Annotated in this window: 24 protein-coding genes; 19 read left to right on the top strand and 5 right to left on the bottom strand. The window is 50.1% G+C overall.

Features of this window, described 5'->3' with window-relative positions:
* The 8 genes from H586_RS19065 to H586_RS19060 form a co-directional block, all read left to right on the top strand.
* Positions 1-407: formyltransferase family protein (locus H586_RS19065; protein WP_267878772.1), on the top strand; the 407-nt coding region annotated here is incomplete at its 5' end.
* Complete coding sequence (locus H586_RS0111410; RefSeq protein WP_027182095.1) at positions 385-933, top strand: hypothetical protein; 549 nt, start codon at positions 385-387, stop codon at positions 931-933. The genes H586_RS19065 and H586_RS0111410, both read left to right, overlap by 23 nt.
* Positions 934-1657: 724 nt before the next feature.
* Positions 1658-3604, top strand: a complete 1947-nt coding sequence (locus H586_RS0111405) for an ATP-dependent nuclease (protein WP_027182094.1) — start codon at positions 1658-1660, stop codon at positions 3602-3604.
* Complete coding sequence (locus H586_RS0111400; protein ID WP_027182093.1) at positions 3601-5271, top strand: UvrD-helicase domain-containing protein; 1671 nt, start codon at positions 3601-3603, stop codon at positions 5269-5271. Before H586_RS0111405 ends, H586_RS0111400 begins: the two co-directional genes overlap by 4 nt.
* A 326-nt stretch (positions 5272-5597) precedes the next feature.
* Positions 5598-5864, top strand: a complete 267-nt coding sequence (locus H586_RS0111395; protein WP_027182092.1) for a hypothetical protein — start codon at positions 5598-5600, stop codon at positions 5862-5864.
* A 145-nt stretch (positions 5865-6009) separates the two neighbouring features.
* On the top strand, positions 6010-6270 hold the full coding sequence (locus tag H586_RS0111390; protein ID WP_027182091.1) for a hypothetical protein: 261 nt from the start codon (positions 6010-6012) through the stop codon (positions 6268-6270).
* A complete protein-coding gene (locus tag H586_RS0111385) occupies positions 6257-6442 on the top strand; it encodes a hypothetical protein (protein ID WP_027182090.1) in 186 nt (61 codons plus the stop codon). Before H586_RS0111390 ends, H586_RS0111385 begins: the two co-directional genes overlap by 14 nt.
* A 176-nt stretch (positions 6443-6618) precedes the next feature.
* The gene (locus H586_RS19060) at positions 6619-7293 is read left to right on the top strand and encodes an Abi family protein (protein ID WP_051363997.1); all 675 of its coding nucleotides are present in this window, start codon (positions 6619-6621) and stop codon (positions 7291-7293) included.
* Between the two features lie 401 nt (positions 7294-7694).
* Here the strand turns inward: H586_RS19060 and H586_RS0111375 are convergent, their stop codons facing one another.
* Positions 7695-8069 carry a hypothetical protein gene (locus H586_RS0111375; RefSeq protein WP_027182088.1) on the bottom strand — a complete coding sequence of 125 codons (375 nt, stop codon included), beginning with the start codon at positions 8067-8069 and terminating at the stop codon, positions 7695-7697.
* Between the two features lie 267 nt (positions 8070-8336).
* Between H586_RS0111375 and H586_RS0111370 the strand changes: the two genes are divergently transcribed.
* Entirely contained in the window at positions 8337-9215 is an 879-nt protein-coding gene (locus H586_RS0111370; RefSeq protein ID WP_027182087.1) for a hypothetical protein, read from the top strand.
* Positions 9205-9603, top strand: coding sequence for an HIT family protein (locus H586_RS20480; protein ID WP_234702961.1), 399 nt, complete (start codon positions 9205-9207; stop codon positions 9601-9603). The genes H586_RS0111370 and H586_RS20480 overlap by 11 nt, the downstream gene beginning before the upstream one ends.
* 6 nt (positions 9604-9609) lie before the next feature.
* Here H586_RS20480 and H586_RS19055 read toward each other — a convergent pair whose 3' ends face one another.
* Positions 9610-10050, bottom strand: coding sequence for a hypothetical protein (locus H586_RS19055; RefSeq protein WP_027182086.1), 441 nt, complete (start codon positions 10048-10050; stop codon positions 9610-9612).
* 27 nt (positions 10051-10077) lie between these two features.
* On the bottom strand, positions 10078-11907 hold the full coding sequence (locus H586_RS0111360) for a terminase large subunit domain-containing protein (RefSeq protein ID WP_051363996.1): 1830 nt from the start codon (positions 11905-11907) through the stop codon (positions 10078-10080).
* Between the two features lie 111 nt (positions 11908-12018).
* On the opposite strand from H586_RS0111360, the gene H586_RS0111355 reads away from it, so the two are divergent.
* From H586_RS0111355 to H586_RS0111335, 5 genes are all read left to right on the top strand, one after another.
* On the top strand, positions 12019-12888 hold the full coding sequence (locus H586_RS0111355; RefSeq protein ID WP_027182084.1) for a GPO family capsid scaffolding protein: 870 nt from the start codon (positions 12019-12021) through the stop codon (positions 12886-12888).
* A gap of 18 nt (positions 12889-12906) precedes the next feature.
* Positions 12907-13950: a P2 family phage major capsid protein gene (locus tag H586_RS20475; RefSeq protein ID WP_155891386.1), complete on the top strand. Its 1044-nt coding sequence runs from the start codon at positions 12907-12909 to the stop codon at positions 13948-13950.
* 267 nt (positions 13951-14217) lie between these two features.
* Positions 14218-15285, top strand: coding sequence for a hypothetical protein (locus tag H586_RS0111345; RefSeq protein WP_027182083.1), 1068 nt, complete (start codon positions 14218-14220; stop codon positions 15283-15285).
* 575 nt (positions 15286-15860) lie between these two features.
* On the top strand, positions 15861-16115 hold the full coding sequence (locus tag H586_RS0111340; RefSeq protein WP_027182082.1) for a hypothetical protein: 255 nt from the start codon (positions 15861-15863) through the stop codon (positions 16113-16115).
* Positions 16112-16426 carry a hypothetical protein gene (locus H586_RS0111335; protein WP_027182081.1) on the top strand — a complete coding sequence of 105 codons (315 nt, stop codon included), beginning with the start codon at positions 16112-16114 and terminating at the stop codon, positions 16424-16426. The genes H586_RS0111340 and H586_RS0111335 overlap by 4 nt, the downstream gene beginning before the upstream one ends.
* An 825-nt stretch (positions 16427-17251) precedes the next feature.
* Here H586_RS0111335 and H586_RS0111325 read toward each other — a convergent pair.
* Both H586_RS0111325 and H586_RS20170 read right to left on the bottom strand, forming a co-directional pair.
* Positions 17252-17800 carry a hypothetical protein gene (locus H586_RS0111325; RefSeq protein ID WP_027182080.1) on the bottom strand — a complete coding sequence of 183 codons (549 nt, stop codon included), beginning with the start codon at positions 17798-17800 and terminating at the stop codon, positions 17252-17254.
* Positions 17801-17934: 134 nt separating this feature from the next.
* Complete coding sequence (locus H586_RS20170) at positions 17935-18420, bottom strand: helix-turn-helix domain-containing protein (RefSeq protein WP_081701833.1); 486 nt, start codon at positions 18418-18420, stop codon at positions 17935-17937.
* A gap of 269 nt (positions 18421-18689) precedes the next feature.
* Between H586_RS20170 and H586_RS0111315 the strand changes: the two genes are divergently transcribed.
* The 4 genes from H586_RS0111315 to H586_RS0111300 form a co-directional block, all read left to right on the top strand.
* Positions 18690-19139: a hypothetical protein gene (locus H586_RS0111315; RefSeq protein ID WP_011369068.1), complete on the top strand. Its 450-nt coding sequence runs from the start codon at positions 18690-18692 to the stop codon at positions 19137-19139.
* Positions 19139-19390, top strand: a complete 252-nt coding sequence (locus H586_RS0111310) for a hypothetical protein (RefSeq protein ID WP_011367240.1) — start codon at positions 19139-19141, stop codon at positions 19388-19390. The genes H586_RS0111315 and H586_RS0111310 overlap by 1 nt, the downstream gene beginning before the upstream one ends.
* The gene (locus H586_RS0111305) at positions 19387-19581 is read left to right on the top strand and encodes a hypothetical protein (protein ID WP_027182078.1); all 195 of its coding nucleotides are present in this window, start codon (positions 19387-19389) and stop codon (positions 19579-19581) included. Before H586_RS0111310 ends, H586_RS0111305 begins: the two co-directional genes overlap by 4 nt.
* A gap of 11 nt (positions 19582-19592) precedes the next feature.
* The coding region (locus tag H586_RS0111300) for a Mu transposase C-terminal domain-containing protein (protein WP_027182077.1) at positions 19593-21236 on the top strand (1644 nt) is incomplete at its 3' end.

Genomic DNA, 21236 nt, shown 5'->3' with positions numbered 1-21236 from the left:
AAATCGGGTTATGGAGGTCACTTCCGGGCGGTACAGGGCTTTCGCTACATGGGAGATCGCCCATGAAGGTGGCCATCTTAGGACAAGGCTGGTTGGCCACAGAGGTTTTGCACGCGCTAGGCAGAATACCGGCCCTTAGTATTGTGGCCGCTTCACCGGAAAAAACTGATGACCGCTTTATGCTTGCCCTAAAACACACGGGGGTTCCGGTCATACCAAACCTTAAGCATCTGCCGCACTGCGACCTCATGGTGGCAGCCCACTGCCATCGTTATATCGGTGCGGGGGCTTTACTCAAAGCCCGACACGGGATTCTCGCCTATCACCCGTCGCTGCTCCCAAGGCACCGCGGGCGTAACGCAATCCACTGGACGCTGGCCATGCGTGATCCCATATGGCGTTTCTGACTCTGTCATAGCCCAAGAAGCCATTCTGCAGCATTACCTGACAGCCTTTGACCGCATAGAGGCCGAATACCTGCAAAGCGGGCTAAGGAATGAGCGAATCATCAAGAACCATGCACAGGTTGCCGCCTGTGGCCATGCTCTGCAATTGCTCTTTCCCACCATGAAGCCCCGCCTGCAGGAAGGGCTGACCAGCTATCTGCTGGAACGGGCCAAAGCACGAGAAAACCGTATGGCCTCTGACCATCCCATCGTGGAGCAGTTCTGGGAGATTTACGACTACATATCTTCGGAACGCACCAGCGACACGCTGAACAACCTGAACCACTCTCCGGAGCCAAGCCAGATAGCCCTAAACCTGAACCAGTTCCGCGAGGCATCGCAAAAAAGCAACCAACCCCTTCTGGATATGCCGTTGCTGAAAAAGCTGCTGCCCCACTCCCGGCGCCACAAGTTGATAGGGGCCAATAAGACTATCCGTTCAAAGCTGTTGGATAAACCCATCAAGTGCTGGGTGTTTGAGAAATAAGCCCCCTTCTCAAAAAAGCCGGAGACATCCTCCGGCTTTTTTTATGGCTCCCATACAGTAATGGTACGTAGGAAAAACGTCCCAGCGCCAGACCACACAGCAGCAAACATAATCAAATCAGGATAATGCCACATACAGCACGCGCATCATACGCGCGTACATGCGCACGCGTTACGTACAAAAAAATTCCAAGCAAAGGGGGGTATCGGAAAGAGGTAACAAAGGTAACAAAGCAATATTTAAAAATTTATAGTAATATATACAGCATATTACATTCATTTTTTTTGTTACCTCAAAAAGGTAACAAAGAGTAACAATGTTACCTTTATTTGTAACCTCCTCTAACTTTTTAGCGAAACAATAACTGTCTGTATTTATTGATTGTTACTTTATCCGTTACCTTTTGTTACCTTTTTGAGGTAACAAGATTTTGAAACATAACACCATGAAATAACTGTTTTAAAAACTCAACATTTCGTCTTGTTACCTTTGTTACCTCTTTCCGATACCCCCCACCCCGCAATGGAAGAAAACATTCTCCCCTGCCCATAAAAAAAGCCCCGTCACCTTGAAGGTAGGGGGCTTTTAAAAATCACTCTATACATCCAACAGCTATCAATTGTTTAACTATTGCTCTCACTGAAAGAGAGAGGTATGAGTACTCGCAGCAGCAGGATAAAAAAACCTAGTATTAACTACGCAGCAACCAATACAGGGGGACAGAATGAAACTCGAATGCCTTCGTATTTCAAACTTTCAGTGCTTTGGTCCAGCGCCAACCACAGTTTCTTTTGAAAAAGTGACTGCACTGATTGGCCCTAATGGTGCTGGCAAAACTGCTGTGCTCCAAGCTTTAAGCAGAATGTTTGCTTTTGATCCAGCCCTCAGAAAAATCCAAAAATCAGATTTCCATGTATCCAATAGTGAAAACTTAGATGAATCTAATAACCAATTTTGGATAGAGGCGGATTTTAGATTTCATGAACTTGAATTGGATGATTTGTTTTCTGAAAACCCAATAGCATCACAATTCAGGCATATGCGACTCGAAGCCCCCGATCTGCCTCCGACAGTACGTTACAGGCTTGAAGCAGAGATCAACCAACTGGGAGAGATTGAAGCTAACTTATCGTATGTTACAAGAGTAATAAACGATAGTAGCTATGAAAAATTTCCAGTAAGCAAACTTGATAGAAATGACATCCAACTACATTACCTTCCTGCTCGACGAGATCCTGCATCTCATATCGCTTATGGAATAAATACACTACTTGGAAGAATCCTTCGTGCAACCAGATGGGACGGGCAGCAGCAAAATGTTAATGACCTCGCGTGCAGTGCCGCAGGTTGTCTTGCAGAAAACACAACTATTTCTTGTTTTAATCAGACTCTTGAGCGTTACTGGCAAGCTGTCCACCGAGGGAATTTTTTTAAAGATCCCCAACTTAGCTTTGGATCTAACGATATTGAATCTTTTTTACGCCACATAAACATCCACTTCAGCCCAGCCCATGGGCAAGCCAGTATACCATTTTCACGTCTTAGTGACGGGCAAAAATCACTTCTGTATATTGCTCTTGTCCTTGCAGCACATAACTTTGGACAAGCCGCACTTTCTCAACAAGTTACAAACGTCAATACAGACAAGCTACACCCCGCAGTTTTTACCATCCTCGCTGTGGAGGAACCTGAAAACAGCTTAGCACCTCACTACCTCGGTAGAATTATTAACGCCCTTCATTCTTTAGGGAAACAAGACACCTCCCAGTCAATCATAGCAACGCATGCACCATCCATTTTAAAACGCATTACGCCTGAACAAATACGGTACCTTCGTTTAAGCCCTGAGCGAACAGCTACTGTTAAAACAGTAACTTTACCGCCTAACACAGACGAAGCTCACAAGTTTGTGAGACAAGCAGTAATGGCTTACCCAGAGGTATTCTTTGCAAGGCTTGTGGTTCTTGGCGAAGGAGACAGTGAACTTATAGTTCTTCCAAAGCTATTTCAGGCAAAAGGAATGCCAGTAGACCACGCAGGAGTTGTAATCGCACCATTAGGGGGCCGTCACGTAAATCATTTTTGGCGGCTGCTGACGGGGTTAGAAATTCCATTTGTCACATTGCTTGACTTAGATGTTGGACGCTACCAAGGGGGATGGGGAAGGCTTCACTATGCGTATGATAAAATGGAAGAGTACAGTCCAGAGTCTTATCTTTGCCAAGCAGTCCCTAGAGATGCCACCGAGGCTTGGCAAGAAAAATATTTTCACATTCTGGATTGTGTATCAAAAAATCCACAAGATGGCCTTCTCACATGTTTTACACGTTCAAACATTTTCTACTCCACACCCTTAGACCTTGACTTTTTAATGCTTGAACAATTCTCTTCAGCTTATGGAATAGAAAACATAGAGGGTTTGGAAGAACCAAGTCAAACTACAATAAAATCAGTTTTGGGCAAGAGGTACTCCTGCTTGGAGCAATATTCTACGTCACAAAAAGCACTGTTTGCTCAATATCACAAGCTCTTCAAGCTGGGGAGCAAGCCCGCTGCCCATCTACAGGCTTTAGCCAAGCTCACAGATGAAGAGCTAGCAACACACATGCCCGAGGCTCTGGAAATATTAATAGCAAAAGTACAATCACTATTAGGGGGGATCCCAGAGTGATTAAACCAGAAGAATGGCGCCCCATTGGCATAGAACAATTAGAGCCTAATGCACATAACGCTGCCACTTTTTCAGATCGGAATTTACTTGTCACAGCAGGACCTGGGGCAGGAAAAACAGAAGTCCTCGCTCAAAGGGCAGATTTTCTGCTTCGCACAGGAACAACGCCCTATCCTAGACGCATCTTGGCAATTTCTTTTAAAGCTGATGCGAGTAAAAATTTAAAGGATCGGGTAAAAAAAAGAAGTGGACTTCAGCTTGCGAGGCGTTTCGACAGTTATACATTCCATGCTTTTTCTTTAATGCTAATTGACAAATTCCGTCCCGCACTAACAGGACTTGATGCTCTTGACCCTGATTATACCATCGGTGATGTTAGAGTAACAAACAAGCAAATTACTTATGATGACTTTTTGCCTCTTGCAATTTCTATTTTAGAAAACTGTAGTTATGCTATAAAAGCATTACAAGCCACATATACAGATATTTTTTTAGATGAATTTCAAGACTGCACAGACAGGCAATATCATCTTCTAAAGCTTGCCTTTTCAACAAGTAATGCTCGTATTATTGCCGTAGGCGATATCAAACAAAGAATCATGGGATGGGCAAATGCTCTTGAAGGTGTCTTTAACCATTTCCATCATGATTTTAATACTACTGTAACAAGACTATACTTCAACTATAGATCGCAAATGCGTCTCCAAAGAATGCAAAACGAAATAGTACGTTCACTTGAGCCAGAAGCTGCCAGAGAGTTAGAGGAAGAAAGTGACGATGGGGAGATTGCAATAGTTGAGTGTCCAAACTGCGACGCGGAAGCGAGCTTCATTCGAGACCAAATCCAAAAGTGGATCGATGAAGGGATACCAATTAGCGAAATCGCTATACTTGTTCGCAATCAACCACGGCAATTTCTGCAGAAAGTAATTACCAAGCTTGTCGAAAATAACATTCCATTTCGTGAAGAATATGCAACACAGGACCTTATGCAGCAACCCGTGTGCATTATCATCATTGATTACCTTCTGATATTGTTTGGTGAAAGGGAACCACAAGCATGGACGCGTTTTTCTAGTATGCTCAACACACTAGAAAATAGCGATGAGTCAAAGCAGTTATCAAGTGTCATCAAGGCGCTAATCAATAAAAACACCGAGCGCATCAAGTTATCACCTGAAAACTATATGAATTTTGATACTAAATGGCAGCTAGTAAACGAGTTACTCAGCACGTTAACAAATTCGCGTCTAGCTATGCTCTCACATGAGTACCAAAAAGAGGCTCGCCTTCAAGAAATCATCACCCAAACTCAGGATGTTATACGAAGTTCTCTCATAAATGGTTATAGCTTTATTGACACGCTCCGTGCTGGAGGAGAAATCGCTGCAGTAAGACTGCTCACTATACACAAAGCTAAAGGCCTTGAATTCGAAGCAGTTATAATACAATCAATTGAAGAAGAAACGTTCTGGGGCGACAATAGAAATGAAAACTTGTGTACTTACTTTGTTGGGGTATCAAGAGCAAAAAACAGACTAACCCTTACATATTGTTTACAAAGAGAATGTCCTACAGGACTAACTGCGTACCAACGTAATCGATGGAGTGAGGTTAGGACTCCACAGCAAGAGTATTTAGACTATGCAAGAGCAGTGGCCCCTTGACACACCAACCCCATATAGGTCAATTTATCCTTAGGTGCTGAACACACCTACAATAACACTAGGCGGCTATCACGCCCGTCAGCCGTGGCTTTTTTATGCCCTTTGAAAGGGGAAAGCTGGTCCTTTTGGTGCACCTGCACCCTTGCGGAACCGTGCTTTCGTCATTACCAAAGGTGCATCCAAAACATTCCACGAACTTTGCTGCCGGGAGTGCGGCTAATACAATACCCGCAAGGGAAATACGCCCGCCGACCTAGTGCGGTGTTCAGCTCCCGGCAGTCCTCATAATCGAGCCTGCCAATTGAACAATCACTAGGAGATGCCTTATGGCACTGCGTACCCACCCCGAAAGCGGCAGCCAGCACTGCGTTGCTGTTTCCGCTTGCCCAGCTTCTATGGTCGGCCTTGCCGCGCATTCTGCGGCCCAGCCTTCCACCATGCCTCATGCACAGGCGCTCATTGCCGCTGCCGATTACCTGAACATCGGCAGGCAGCGCGGCTGCCCCGATCCCCTTTTCGACAATCTGTTATGCGGTGTTATTGACACCATCATCGCCGTTGCCGCAGATCTGCAAACGGGGGCGGCATCATGAATGCTGCAAACCTCTTTTCATTCTTTGCCATTTTTCTGTGGCAGACATCTGGCTCTGGTATCGGCTTTGCGGTATGCGCCAATACACATCCAGCCATTACGCCACACCGCGTTAACACACACTCATCTTTTGCGGAGGCCATAGCATGAGTGCCAACCATCAGAACCCAATCTATAAAGACGCCGTGGACGTAATAGCCGGATTAGCGCGGCTGACAGATGATCTGGCCGATCTGGCCGGACAGATAAGCACTACCAGACGTATGCTGAAGCTGGCCCTGCACCAGAACAAACTGCATATGATAAATCTGGACGTGCTAAGCCGACAGTTGCATTGGCTAGCGGGGGATGTAGAGCGCATGCAGGCCGCCCTGCCACAAGAGGAGACGCCTCATGTCATACAGTGACCCTATAGAACGCATCTACCGACACGCCGAAGCCCTGCGCACGCTGGCCGCCAACCTACCCGAAACCATGGGTGGCCTTTCGCTGCTGCTATCCCTGCTGGCCACAGACCTGCATACCTGCGGTGACACGCTGGAAAGGCAGGAACAGCTGCCTGCAAGCAATCGAACATAAACAAAACGCCCCCGCCACAATTCCTGTGACGGGGGCATGTTGTTTACATTGATAAAAAAGAAAAACCCCGCTAATGCGGGGTTTGATTTCAATGGCTTGGGGACTTCATTGGCATAAATCCAAGAGGGGTCTTCTCCCAAGCTCTGCAAGACATATATATACACAGGATTCACGACATGCAAGGGCTTTTTACGCAATTGGTAGCTGAATCACTTTCAGAAGAACGCTTAGGCGCTTACCGCTATTCTGGCGAGACACATTTTGACGCACTACTCCGGTACATGTGGAACGCCGAACTAGGGGCGGCTCTTTATACGCCTTTACAGCACCTGGAAATTGCCTTGCGTAACGCGATGCATCAAACCTTAGCTTCGCATTACGGAAGCGCCCTCTGGTTTGATGGCAACTGCCTGACAAAATACCAGACCGGACAAGTTGCCAAGGCTCGCGGAAAGCTGCAGCCAGAAGACCATAAGCGAGCAGGGAAAATTGTAGCAGAACTGGAATTTGGCTTTTGGACAGCACTCTTCAACAAGTCATATGCGGCCAGCCTTGTCCCTGTATTGCTGAACGGCGCGTTTGGTAACGTTGTAAAACCATACCGAGACAGGGGCTATTTAGCCACCGAACTGAACGAAATTCGCAAGTTTAGAAATCGAGTCTTTCATCATGAACCCATCTGGAAAAGGCTGGACATCTTACGAAAAAGATACTCGTCAATAATGCAGCTATTACTCTGGCTTAGTCCTAGCCTGTTTGAAGTGGCAAGGATTACAGACAGGTTCCCTGAGGTGTACCGACAGGGCACAGCCCCCTACAAAAGCTCTTTGCTGGCGTTGATAAAAGATTAAGTATTCCCCTTGCAACGACTCCCTTTGCTGCAATAACAACCTTTACCCGACACAAAAAGCGCCCGCATCACTGGAATGTAATGCGGGCGCTTTGCTATTGTACGTTCCTAGCAAAAACGGATGCAGAGATATTTACACCACACCACGTTTACACCGATCTAAATTTTGGCACATTTAACAAAGGAGAATAGCATGCCAAGTTGTTTTGGAATTTACATAAACCCTTGGGAGTGCACAAATTGCGGTGCATGCGTAATCGCATGCAAACGGGGTGTATTCAAATTTCTAGGCAAAAAAGTAGTTACTGCTAACATTCCCAACTGCAACTGCTGCATGGAGTGCATTACCGTCTGCGCCGTGGATGCTATTGATGTCTCCTGCTCAAAAATTTAACAGCATGGCTACTTAAAGTCGCCAAAGATCCGCCCTGTAGCTAAAAAGGGCGGATCAAATTTTTCATTACCCCTAATAAAAATAATGTAGTCTGCACAAGTCGTAGTAATGCCCTCGCGCAAGCCGACACTCATCTTGCGCTCCATCAACAGTTCCATAATATCCAAAGCTTTTTCCGGATGTTTTTGTATAACATCCAGCATAATGGCAGCACGGGCTTTTTGCTTGTTCGGCCGGGGGGCGTCTTTTTCCGGCCTCGGGCAATTTTCATACTCGGGCAATTGCTGCAGCTCAGCCTGTTTTTCAGGCTGCTTCTGATCTGCCATGCACACGACAGGCAGAGCCAGAGCCAACACAACGGCAACGATAAAAACCTTCCACATAGCTACCTCCAATACGGTATTCCAATTTTGAAATCCGTTATCAAGACAACTCAGTTTGCGCAACACCAGCATAAAAAAACATTTAGTTGGCCAGCAGAAAACAATATCTTCACCCCAACAACAACTGTACCTGCTGCGGCCCTGAACATTGTTTCAGGGCCGCTCTTGTTTGTTCGTGCAAGTCCAAAGGGCATATTTACCGCCCGTTGACTCTTGACCATACCCAACGTAATATTTTGTATTCATTTGCCATAGCAAGAGTTACATATGCCAAAACTTATCCCTGTCCAATATCACACAAAGCGTTATCCATCCCATATCAAGCCTGCCATTGCAGAGCTTGCCGCCCACTTTGATGTTAAACAATTACGGCCCGCAGAAGCATATTGTTTGCACACCGAGTACTCGGCAGGCACAAGAGAGTTTTCACAACCAGCGCTGGAAGGTCTGGCGACGATAAGACAAAGTCATAAATCCGGCATTCCCCGCCTTTGGCATGGTCCGCAATGGGCTACCGAGTTTTGCGAATACATCATTCGACTGTGCGCAGGCCACCCTGCTCCAACCATAGTTGAAATTCATCCGCCCTTTACGGACTATTGCCCCACGCTGGAAGACTTTGCGGCAATCTATGCTTCTTTCGAAGCAGAATTAAGCGCTCACTTTTCCCCTTTACGCATTGTCATCGAAAACCGGCACGGCACGCGTTATAGCGGGGGGCGCTTTGCACTGAGCAAACGGGATGACGTAATCGCCCTTTCAAAAATTATTGACCGCAAAAGTTTAAAATTGCGCCTTTGCCTGGATGTTCCACAGCTGTTTTCCGCCCACTTCGGGCCAAAGCCACGTACAAGACAGGACATTGACAAGGTGCTGCAGCCACTGGCCGAATGCAGGCACAACATTGCCTCTATCCATTTATGGGGTAAGAAGCCCAATAAAAATGGGGCAATGCAAGCGCACTGGGGCACCCTTGACACGTGGCTAGAGTCTCCAGAGCTTAAGGCACATTTTTTACAGACTCTTTACGCACTTCTGGACGATGGCCACACGCGCCTTTTTGTACCAGAGGTAAACAGTAGCAACGAAGATCTGCACGCCATAGTTGCTGACCTTGAATCTATGGGGTTTGAGTTTGTCAAATAACAGCTCTTGCATTTTTTGCACACTTGCCGCCAATGGCAACGTAGAGGATGAATACGGCACTTGTGTTGTGCTTCAAGACAAATACCCCGTCACACAGGGGCATCGTCTCATCATTCCTAAGCGACACACGCCAGACTACTTCAGCCTGACAGCACAAGAAAAAGCCGATGCAGATATTTTGCTGCAACGGCTGAAAGAGAACATCCAGCAAGAAGATTCATCCGTTACAGGCTTCAATATAGGCGTAAATAACGGTTTTGATGCTGGCCAAACTATTTTCCACGCGCATATCCACCTTATTCCACGCAGAAAGGGTGACTGCGAAGAGCCTACAGGCGGCGTTCGGGGAGTAATTCCGGGAAAACGGAGTTATCTAGCTGAAAAATAGAGGCTCTTACCCCAACAACAACTGTACCTGATGCGGCCCTGAACATTGTTTCAGGGCCGCTCTTGTTTGTTCGTGCAAGTCCAGCGCGCTGGGGGAAATGGTATACCAGTTAACAACCTTTTGCAGATAGGCGTTGGCAAACACCATATAGTCCGTTGTCATGGCGTGCATAACGCGGCGCGGCAGCACAGGCGAAGCCTTGAACCCGCGCAGAGTCACGTTGGTTTTAAACTCCAGTATGGGCCCGTGATAGGCGTTTGCACGCAGCAGCCGCGCCAGACCGGCCAGCGGTACCGGCGGCGAATAGTATTTGCCGTTATCCAGCAGCCACACCCCCAGCGCATCATACACCGCGCCGGAAAGTACCGGCTCCGGATCGCCGAAGGTAAACGCCTGCACGTTGCTGCTGCCTGCTTTTGCCGCTGTTTTTCTATGCTTTTTTGCCATTGAAGTTTCCTGATGACGGGTTCTGTTTTATCGGCTGATAACCACGGTACAACTGTTGTGGCCTGTGGGGCGGGCCAGCGGCTCTGCCGCAAGGGCGTGCATGGTGGCCCATGCCACGTCTGCGTGGCCTGTGGTCGCACTACGGCTGGCGGCATAGGTTATCTGGCCGTTATCTGTGGTTGTCTGGCGAATGGTTAAAAAGGCGTGGGCGATGTCGGTTTCCGCCGCGTCCCATTGCAGGCGCTTTTGCTCCACCACTTCCATGACTTTAAGCACCAGCATGGCCTTGGACTGCACGGCATAGTTGATGGGCACAGCCACAGGGCAGAAGTTTTTGACCTGCTCGTACACGCCTATGCCGGGGCCGGTGGTATCGATACCCAGATGGGCGAAGTTGTACTTTTGCGTCAGCTCTCTGATGCGCTCTGCCTGCCACAGGTACGATTTATCCACCCACTTGTGCCGCTCCACCATGCGGATGGGCCCACCCGCCTTAAGCGGCGGCAGCAGAATGACGAACGAAGCATCATCGCGCTTGCGGCTGGGGTCATAGCCGCCCCATACCGGAGCATTGCCCACGGGGTGCGTGCTGCCCTTTTGCACGTCGGGCCAGTCTTCCGGATCTGCCATGCAGGCTTCCAGCCCTGCCAGCGTAAAAACGGCCTGCGTGTCGTCTATGAACTCGCACCCGAAAAGCTGGCGGAACTCCTGCGGGGTGTATTCCAGCTTCAGCTGCTTCACATCAAAAAGGTCACACCCGCCTTTTTGCGCCTGCGCCAAGGTTATTACGTTGCGAAAATATGTGTCCGGACACATGACTCCGGCGGCAAGAGCTGCGGCATCCGGCCACGGTTTGCGCTTGGCAAACCGCTTTTGAAAGTTATCGCCGGTCCACAGGGGGTATGCCTCATGCGTGATGGCGGAAGGCGTGGAGAAAAGCGTGCGCCGCCATTTTTTATGGGCGGCCATGCCTGTGGCTACCTTGAACAGTTCACTGAACTTGGTAATCCAGAAAAATTCATCAATGTAAACATGCCCGTGGTAGCTCTGGGCGCTCTTTGAGTTGTTGGAAAGAAAATGCAGTTCTGCCGCACCGCGGGCGGTATGCAATATAAGCGGATTGCCCTGCAGGGTGATGTCAAAGGCTTCGCCGCATAGCTGTACTATATAGTTGCGGAACACCTGCGACTGCGCCTTGGTGGCGGATAAAAATATCTGGTTGTCACCCGTCAGGCAGGCGTTTTCAAAGGCCTCCTGCGCAAAGTACCACGTGGCGCCTATCTGGCGCGACTTAAGCAACATGCGGTTGCGATATTCCAGAAAGCTGCGCCACCTGCGCTGGTAGTCAAAAAAACGCACATGGAACTTTTCCTGAAACAGCGACGGGGTAAGGCCGGAAACATCGTTTTTCACCTTGCGGGTGCGGGCCTTTTTGCGGGGCTGGCCTGCCGCATCCGCCACGGGCGGTTCACCTTCCTGCGGCGTTACAGCTTCACCCGCCAGCATTTTTCTGCGCAGGGTGGCTTCCTGTATGCGCAGCTTCTGCAGCCGCTCCAGAGAGCCGACCAGCGTATCCAGTTCTTTAATTTCACGCGGGGTTTTATTGTCGCGGCTTACCAGCAGCGCCAGCCTGCGGGCTATGGCGTCTTCTGTGGATTCATGTTTCAGCAGGGCGTCCCATTCTTCCGCTGCTATCCAGTGGTATATGGTCCGCTTTGGTATTGACAGTGTGTCTGCAATTTCTGCAACTGTATAACGGCGCACATACATGCCCCGTGCCGCTGTTCGTATTTCATCAGGGTATGTACGCTGGTTGCGTGCTGCTTCTGTCTTTTGTGAATTGTTGCCGCTGCTCATGCAGTGGCAATAGCATGCTTATTTCACCTTCTCGCCTGTAACCCATCCGATATACAGCATATCGGACCGTATTTCTTTGCTCTTGCCCTTGCAATGCGTCTACATGGACGCATGAGCAAGCTGAAGACCGACTTTATCAAAATAGGCCAGTCCGGCCCCACGGTGGACGGGCGCATCATAGAGCCGCAATGGCTGCTGGATGCGGCGGAAAATTACGACCCCGCCACCTACACCGCCATGATCTGGCCTGATCACTTCCGCTTTATGAACTACGGCAAGGTGCTGGAGCTGAAGGCAGAACACACCGAAAAAGGCGTGGTCAGCCTGTATGCCCGCCTGGAACCCAACGCCAGCTACCTGCGCGACAACCAGTACAGCCAGCGCCTGTTCTTTTCCATGGAACTGGACGGCAACTTTGCCGATTCCGGCAAGGCGTATCTGGTGGGGCTTGGCATTACCGATTCGCCCGCATCACTGGGTACGGACGAGCTGAAGTTCAGCGCGCGCCGCCATTCCCCGCACAGCCGCTTTTACGCAGGTACAGAATTTACCGGCCTTGAGCCGGAAGAAACCATGCCGGGCTGGTTCCGCCGCTTTGCAGACAAGCTGTTCAACCAGCAGCCGGAAAAAGACCCCGCACAGGCACCGCAACACCAAGAGGACCCCATGGAGAAAGAGCAATTCGACGCCCTGTCCGGCAAGCTGGACAGCCTGACAGAAACACTGGGCAAGCTGACGGAACAGTTTTCCAACGCCGCCCGGCCCGAAGCTGCCAGCGGCACCGCCCCTGCAGAACAGCCCGCAGAAACAGCACAGCCTGCCGCGCAGGCAGATGCCGACAGCTACACCGCACTGGCCACCAGCATTGAAAAACTGAGCCAGCAGGTAAGCGACATTGCCACGCGCCTTTCCAGCGCACGCCCCGCCACCGCAGTACCCGACAGCCACGGCCCCGCAGGCGACAACACCGCCCTGTACTAGGGCCACAGGAGCCAGACCTTGCAACAGAGCACCAGACAACTTTTTAATGCCATGCTGGCCCGCTTTGCCAGCACATACGGCGTGCAGGACGTGCAGCACAGTTTTTCCGTCACGCCCTCCATCGCGCAAAAGCTGCAGGACAAAATTGTGGAGCAGTCCACCTTTTTGTCTAAAATCAACATGCTGCCCGTGGACGAACTGAAGGGCCAGAACATTCTGGGCTTTGCCGCATCGCCCGTAACCAGCCGCACAGACACCAGCCAGCCGGGCAAAGAACGTCAGCCCCGCAACGTCATGGGCCTTGAAGCACGCGGGTACGAACTGCACCAGACCAACGCGGACGTTTCCATGCCCTACCGTCTTATTGATGTGTGGGCCAAGTTTCCTGACTTTGCAGAACGGTATGCCCGCTATGTGCAGCAGCGCATGGCAAACGACATGGAAATAATCGGCTGGTACGGCACCAGCGCCGCCGCCGATACCGACATGCAGACCAACCCCCTGCTGCAGGACGTGAACAAAGGCTGGCTGCAGTACATGCGTGACAACCTGCCCGCCAATATTCTTTCGCAGGGCAACACCGCAAACGAACTGCGCATTGGTGCCGGTGGCGACTGGGCCAACCTTGATATTGCCGTTAACGACATGCTGCAGGGCATCCCCCAGTATACACAGACCACCACAGTGCAGGGAGCACGCGCAGTACAGGCCGCCAGCCAGCAGACGACCATTGCAGGCAAACGGCAAACACAGATAGGCGCGGACGATACCACCATAGTACAGGGCGCAAGCACGGAAACAGCCAGCGGCGACAAGCGCATCGAGGCCGCCAACATCACCCTGCAGGCAGCAGGCGCGCTGACGCTGACATCAAGCAAAGGCGACGGCACAAACCTGTTTACAGAGCTGCTGGCCTGCCTGCACGAAATCAAAGCCGCGCTGGACGTGCTGGCCGTGCACACCCATCCGGCAACGCCCAAGATAGTAGAAGGCCCAACCGTGGCAGCTCACGCCGCACGACTGGGCACACATAAAGGCAGGATTGAGGGGGTTGTGGGGTAAAATATAAGGCGGGAAGGCTGCCACCTTCCCGCTGTTCGCTAAGCCTTACAGCCCGTATAGTTGCATTGCTATTTCTCGGAACTGGAACCACAGTTCATTTAAAAGAGGCTTTACCCGTAACCTACTAAGTTTTTTAAGACTAACATACTAAAAAGAAGATCTTCCCACTGCACGCTGCTCTTCCCGCAACCAAAAGACATTGCGCCCCCACAGCGTTACTTGTTATCATAGCAAATAGTTAGATCTTCATCAGTAAGTGGGGGCGCAATGCTTAAATCTTTCCTAAATCGAACAACAGGTAGCATCGTACTAGGGATCATTATCACCTTAGTTTTTCTTAATTTCGTCAAAATAAAAAACTTTATTGAATCATATGAGGCATTAAAATTTGTTGCTGACCTCGTCTATTATTCTGCACCATTCCTTTCTGCCTTTTTTATATATTTATATCAGACAAAAAAGGATACTGAATCAAAATCAAAGCTAGCATTGAGTGCGTCGCTTTTTTTACTTAGGGAACAATTTGATTCTAGTATAAATATGTTTTGTACGATTGTTGACAACGCTATTAAAGCTGACAAATTCCATATTAGAAAATTTAATCACAACATTGGAACATTAGAAAGAATTGACAAAAAGCTATTATGCTCAATAGACAAAATTGATATAGAGTCAATTCAAAACATATTAATTCTTGAAGAAAAACTCATCAGAATTTATTCAGACATGGATAACTTGAATGCTCTGATAGATAAAATAGATACCCCTGATGAGAAAAAACTAAATAGCATTCACAGTGAATTAATAGAGAACATTAAGAAACTTACAGAAATAGTAATTAGTGATACTGAGTTTTTTATAACAGTATTTACTGCAATCACAAAAGAGCTGTCAAAACGAGGTGTAGATATCCAAGTAGATATTACAGGCACTCACCAAGTCATTGCAAAAGCAAAATCGATCCAAAAAATTCTTAATATTGCTCATTTCCGCCCCCCTAAAAATTTAATGAAGTCTCAGGAGTTCCACATTGTCGAATCCTCAGATGGACGACTTCTTTTGATATCTGGCTCAGAAATTATGGGGGTGCTAAAATTTCCCACATCAATAGAAGATTACAGCGGTCTTACCAAGGAACTCACATTAAAATTTGGCCCAGCAAGCGTCATGGCTTTCAATTCTTATCTTGCACAACGCTTCATCCACGAGACTCAGCAACTTGTCGAAAAAAGGCATAACCAAGAAACTCAAACAAACGAAACGGCAGAATCATCAGCAATGCCATCAACTTCTGTCTCGGCCCAACCTCCAGCACCCTCCGAACAAGAACATTAATACGTTTTACTTAATTCATACTTGCGCATGCATAGAGACACTTTTGCGTCCTGTATACGGCAGACCAGTACCACAGCCATATTCAGTAAACGCCTATCCGTGCCATTTTTGGTCGGGAGTGGAAGGTCATACAATACCCGCAAGGGGAAATCCTTCCGCCGTTCTGTGGACGGTTACGAGCTCCCGGCCTTTTTCTATCGACCCAGAGCCCACTATTTCCTTCAATAGAGCAACTCAAACACCCCCACATAGCCTCATTAATGAGACAAACGCCTTATTGACTTCCCACCCAACTTACGCCAATATTTTTCTGGCGCTTCAACACGCCATTGTTTCACCAGCGGCTTCCGCTCCCGTAAGAAGTGGTTTTTTTGCGTCCTGTATACGGCAGGCCAGTGCGACAGCCATATTCAGTGAATGCTTATCCGTGCCATTTTTGGTCGGGAGTCCGTAAGCCATACAACACCCTTCGGGGGAAAGTTTATGGGCCGTTCTGGTGACGGTGTTGAAGCTCCCGGCCTTTTTCTATTTTCAGAAAGGGCCCCATTCAACATTTACACCAGAGGAGGTGCCCTATGGCACTGCGTACCCACCCCGAAAGCGACCGCCGCATCTACGGCCCCGCTTGCCCACTCTCCGGCCCTGCCGCACAGCCGCAGCATTCGGCAGACACCACAACACACGCACAGGCGCTCATTGCCGCTGCTGACTATCTGAACATGGGCAGACAACGCGGCTGCCCCGATCCCCTTTTTGACAACCTGCTCTCCGGCGTTATCGACACCATCACCACCGTTGCAGCAGATCTGCAATCAGGGGGTGCCGCATGAGCACCAACTGCCAATACCTGACCGCAGGCGAAGACGTCCCCACACGCTTATATAATGTAGCAGCCTCGCTGCGCGCCCTCTCCAACCTGATGAAGCTGGAAGACAACCCGCTGGCCCCGCTCATGTGCCTGATAGGCAACGAAGTGGAAGACTGCGCCAGCTGGTCTGAAGAACTGCTGGAATTTGCAGAAGCCCTGCCGGAAGAAGACACACATTCACATCAGGAAGAGGACCTCCACATACCAGATGCCGCACCGGCGTACGCCGCCATCCACACACAGGCCACCACGTGCAAAACAACGGCAGACTAGCGCAACAGCGCCAAAGCCGCCTACATAAGGTGCGGCTGCGGCAACAACACCCAGCAACTAGCCATGGCCACGACATAAGCAACCCTGCAACAAGCCCGTCTCACGCAGGCACCTAAGAGCACCCGCAGGCAACAAGCCCATTGCAAAAACTTGCAATTGGTACCACCGCACAAAAAAAGGGCCGGAGAACACTCCGGCCCTTTCCGCATTTTGCGTAAAGTCCCTGCTGCTGCAACCTTTCCAAGCAGCCCCCCCCGATTCATCACCACGCACACCATACCCGCCGCCGTCCGCAAAAAAACACGCTCCCCCTCAAAAAAAAATCACTCCTCCGCACCAAACCTTCGCGCTTTTTCTATCGCTTTTGTGCAATCAAAATGGCTTTGCAAACGCCCGCAAAACAGCGCCCACCAAGCCTTTGCGCGGGGGATGACGTTTTGCACTCTGTGCAAGTTTTTGCAAGATTTTGCCAATCACCAGCACAGGGTAGCAAAATCAGATGCAGGGTAACCAGTTGAAATAGCAGAAAACAGACTGTTTTTTATTTTTGCAGAGCAGCGCGGAAAACCATTTTTTAACATGCTGTAGATACAGCATTTTCACGGCTTGCGACTTTACGCAAATATAGGGGGACATCCGGAATGAGAAACGGCGTTAAACCTAAATTTGGCAGGACGATCATAGGACCAACATAGGCCAAGACTAGGACTGGTGCGGGGTTACGCTTAGACGGAGCGTGGCCGCCTGGGCAAAACAAAGGGTGAAATCCAAAATGAGAAAAATCTCTGGATTGCACCCTTTTTGTACTTTCGAAATGAGAAAAATCTATTCGCTGGCTCGGCCTAACCGCCAGTGCGAAATCACATGCTGTCCAACATTGAGATACACCGTTATATCAGCCTCACGGAAGTAATAGGCTTTGATGATTGCTGGATTATACCTTGTCACCTTCACTTCCTCAAAGCTCCCTAATTCTTGCGACAATGTGTCGAGCCCCATTTGTGAGCCCGCGGTTATATTCATCATTCCCCATTGCTGCTTTGCATTACCGGGAGCAAACGTTTTTTCAGAGGCCGCACTAGGGGTCGCCTCTGCAGAAACTACACTTGCAGGCGGCGCTACCGCTTCACCACGTTCTTTTCTTGCTTCTGCGGCTTCTTTTTGCAATTGGGCGAGATACTCCTGTCCCTCATCATGGCTGCTATCAGCAAACAGCTTCGCCCCGGCAGCTGACGCAATAAAGAGTGACAGGTAAAGAACTAAAACGTCCCTACGGCTGCGGCGCCCCCACCAAATAACGAGTTGAGGACGTATCATGCCGATTAGAAAGGCAAAAAATGCGATATGCCCAACTATTGAAAGCAGTGTAACCATTGCCCCTCCCGTCGTGAAATGTTCTCAACTATCAAAAGGTTGCTACAATCGTTACAGGCCAGTATAATATTTACAAAAACCTGCGTCCCTATTTCACTTGAACAGAAATAGGATTTTCCCCCCGCCTTTTCCATTTAAGCGCTTCTGCGGTTGGCTTCAGCGGGTTCCGGCGCGGCCCGAGCCAACTGAAGGCGCAACTCAGCGTTATCCTGAGTCAGTCGCAGTACAGTAGCACTTGCCTCTTCAAGCCTATCCCTTTCTTTCAGCAGCGCTTGAACCAGCGCATCATTTTTCTCCCTTTCCTTGCGCTGGTCTTGGCGCAAGTCATCAAGCTCCTTTTCCAGTTTTGCACAACGCTGACATGGTCCGGCTCCTGTGTCGGGTGAAGGCTGTTGAACCAGCTTTGCGTTTTGTTCTCTGTATTTGCAGCCCTCACCAGTCAATAGCCAGTCAAATGAGATGTTAAAGACTTTTGCGATAGAGACTATCACTTCCGCGTTAGGGGTACGCTCATCCCTCTCGTAACCGCCAAGGGTGTTCTGGGCGATACCGAGGGTGGCAGCGAACTCTTTTTGAGGCATCCTACCTCGTATCTGCTTTATTCTATTACCAACGCTCATGGTGTTAAAGTTCCAAAATCAAAGTTTAACGGTTACTTTAACACGCCCACCACATCTCATCTTACTGCAGTAATTACATTTTTTTGCGGAATCGCAAAAAGCAAACTTTAACGCAAAAACGCGTTGACTATGACGCAAAAATGCGGTTAAAAGACAGTCGTGGGCGGTTGTAAAAAACACACACAATTTCAACAACACTTTACAGCCGCACGTCGAACCAGGTCAACGCCTCATTTCGGACGGCAACGACCACGACCTCGGACGGTAAGATGAAGGCTGAGCAACTCTCCCTGTTCCATAGCTCGAATGATGAGAAGGCTGCTGCCCTGCTTGCCGGGGTGCTGCCACAGGTACGCGCCGCCATGCATCGTGTGGCTGGTGCGCAGCGGGTTCTTTCGCGAGAGATGATTGCCGACAGGATGTCTGAAATTTCCCGATTCGCAGGTGTCCGGCTGAGCGCCGGGAACGCCAAGAGCGTCACGAGCGCCACGCTTGAAAAGTGGCTGAACCCTGCGGATCGGGAACATCCTCCCACCCTTTTGGCCGTTCTTACCTTCTGCATGGTCACCAACGATCCGGCCCCATTGCGGCCCGTGTTGGCGGCAATGGGGCTGGAGTTGATGACTCCTGAAGACAAGACAATGAGAGATTACGGACGGGCCTGTGTTGAAGAGCGTGAAGCCCGGAAGCGTAAGAAGCAATTGGAGGCAGGTATTTAATGAACGTCAACGCTCACGCCGGACGCGCCGCAGGGCGGTACCGCGATCCTTGGGAAATCAGGAAGTTTCTCAGCTTGCGTGGCACCAACATGCTGCGGATTGCCAAGGAGCTCGGGAAGTATCCACAGCAGGTACAGGAAACAGTGCGTGGCACTCGTAATGATCGTGAAGTGCTGGCGAAATTGCGAGATATGGGGTGTCCCGAAAAGTACCTCAGCTTGCCTGAGGATATGAAGCAGGAGAATGCATGATGGATTTTGAAACTGTATCAGACGCAACATCAATAGGCTTCTGCCTGGCGAACGGCGCGATGCTGTTTTACTATTTATTTAAGACTGTTAGCGTGGAGAGCGAAGCGGCTCAGTTCACCTTCCCCCGCGACATTCGCAATGCAGGTTGGATGATAAAGCAAGTTTTTCTGCGGCTGCAGGTAAGGGAGTAACAGAGGGCATCATGGCCAAGGCGAAAGACGCATATACGGCGAAGGAACTTGCCATCGCCCTCAACGTCACCGTCATGACGATAACTCGTCGCGCCGAACGCGAGGGCTGGCAATCCCGCCCTCGTGCCGGGCGCGGTGGCGGCAACGAGTGGATCATATCATCCATGCCGGAGGCCACGCGTACCAAGCTGCTTGCAGCCTGCGCACAAGATCAGCTGGATGCTTTAGACCGCGCTCCCAAACTGACTCTTGCAACCGCCGCCGTCAGTGAATCGAAGAAGTCCAAAGCGCTGGCCCGCGCCGATCTGGTTGCCCTATATACAGACTGGCTCGACAAATCGCCGCATGGAGCAAAATCCGCCGCACGCGATAAGTTCATTCTCGCTTATGTGGGCGGTGCATGGCCCGCTCTGCTGAAAGTCCTCGGCGACAAGGTAAGCTGGAAAAGCATTGAGCGCTGGAAGGTTCAAATACAACGAGAGGGGTCGGCCGCCGCATTGGTAGACCGGCGCGGCGGTGCAAATGCAGAACGTATGGCCATGACGGAATCTCACGCGGAGTTGTTACTTTCGGCCGTCCTGCGCCCTAACCACCCTTCCATCTCAGGAGCAATACGCATGGCGTCCGCGGCAATGAAAGCTCGGGGGTTAGAGGTCCCCGCAGAGCGCACCATGCGCCGTTTTCTCGACCAGTGGAAAGCTACAAACTTCGGTACATGGGTGTACACCCGCGAGGGCAAAAAAGCCTGGAACGACAAAGCCGCGTTTTTCATCGACCGGGATTACAGCCTTATTGAAGTTGGCGACATCCTCGTTGCAGACGGCCACGTGTTGAACTTTGAGACGTTGAACCCATGGACGGGCAAGCCCCAGCGCATGGAACTTGTTCTCTGGTATGACATGGCCTCCAACTGCCCAGTAGGCTGGGAGATTATGCCTACGGAAAATACGCAGGCTATCGCCTCCGCCTTTCGTCGTGCGGTGCTCACCCTCGGCAAATACCCCCTCATCGCTTATCTGGATAACGGGCGGGCCTTTCGTTCCAAATACTTCAACGGGGTAGATTTCCGCCAGACCGGCATTGCGGGGCTGTTTCAAGAGCTCAACGTTCACACCATTTTTGCATGGCCCTACCACGGGCAGTCAAAGACCGTGGAGCGATTTTTCGGGACCCTGCACGATCTGGAACAATGGGTGCCTTCGTATGTTGGCCGCGATATTGAATCCAAGCCCCCGCGCCTTAACCGAGGCGAGCTATTGCACCGCAAGGTGTGGGACGCATCCGGTTGCCGGGCATTGACCATGGAAGAGACACACGTTGCCGTGGCCAGGTGGGTGGACCAATACATTAACCGACCCCAGCGTGGCCATCTGAACGGCAGATGCCCTGCAGAAGTTTTTATGGCCGGGCGCGGCTCCGGCGTGGACGAAGCAAAACTGCGTCATCTAATGATGGCTAAAGAAGTCCGCAAACTTTCTCGCGAAGGCATCCGCATCTTTGGGGAACGGTATTACGCGCCGGAACTCTACAGCCGCACACATGCTGTGCAGGTACGTTACGATATCGGCGATCTTTCTTCCCTGCTGGTCTACAGCGAAGACGGGAAGCACTTCATCTGCGAAGCTCACAAGGTACGGGGTATTCATCCCGCCGCC

Source organism: Oleidesulfovibrio alaskensis DSM 16109 (assembly GCF_000482745.1).
GTDB classification, from domain to species: domain Bacteria; phylum Desulfobacterota; class Desulfovibrionia; order Desulfovibrionales; family Desulfovibrionaceae; genus Oleidesulfovibrio; species Oleidesulfovibrio alaskensis.
This window is presented reverse-complemented; position numbering and strand designations above follow the sequence as displayed.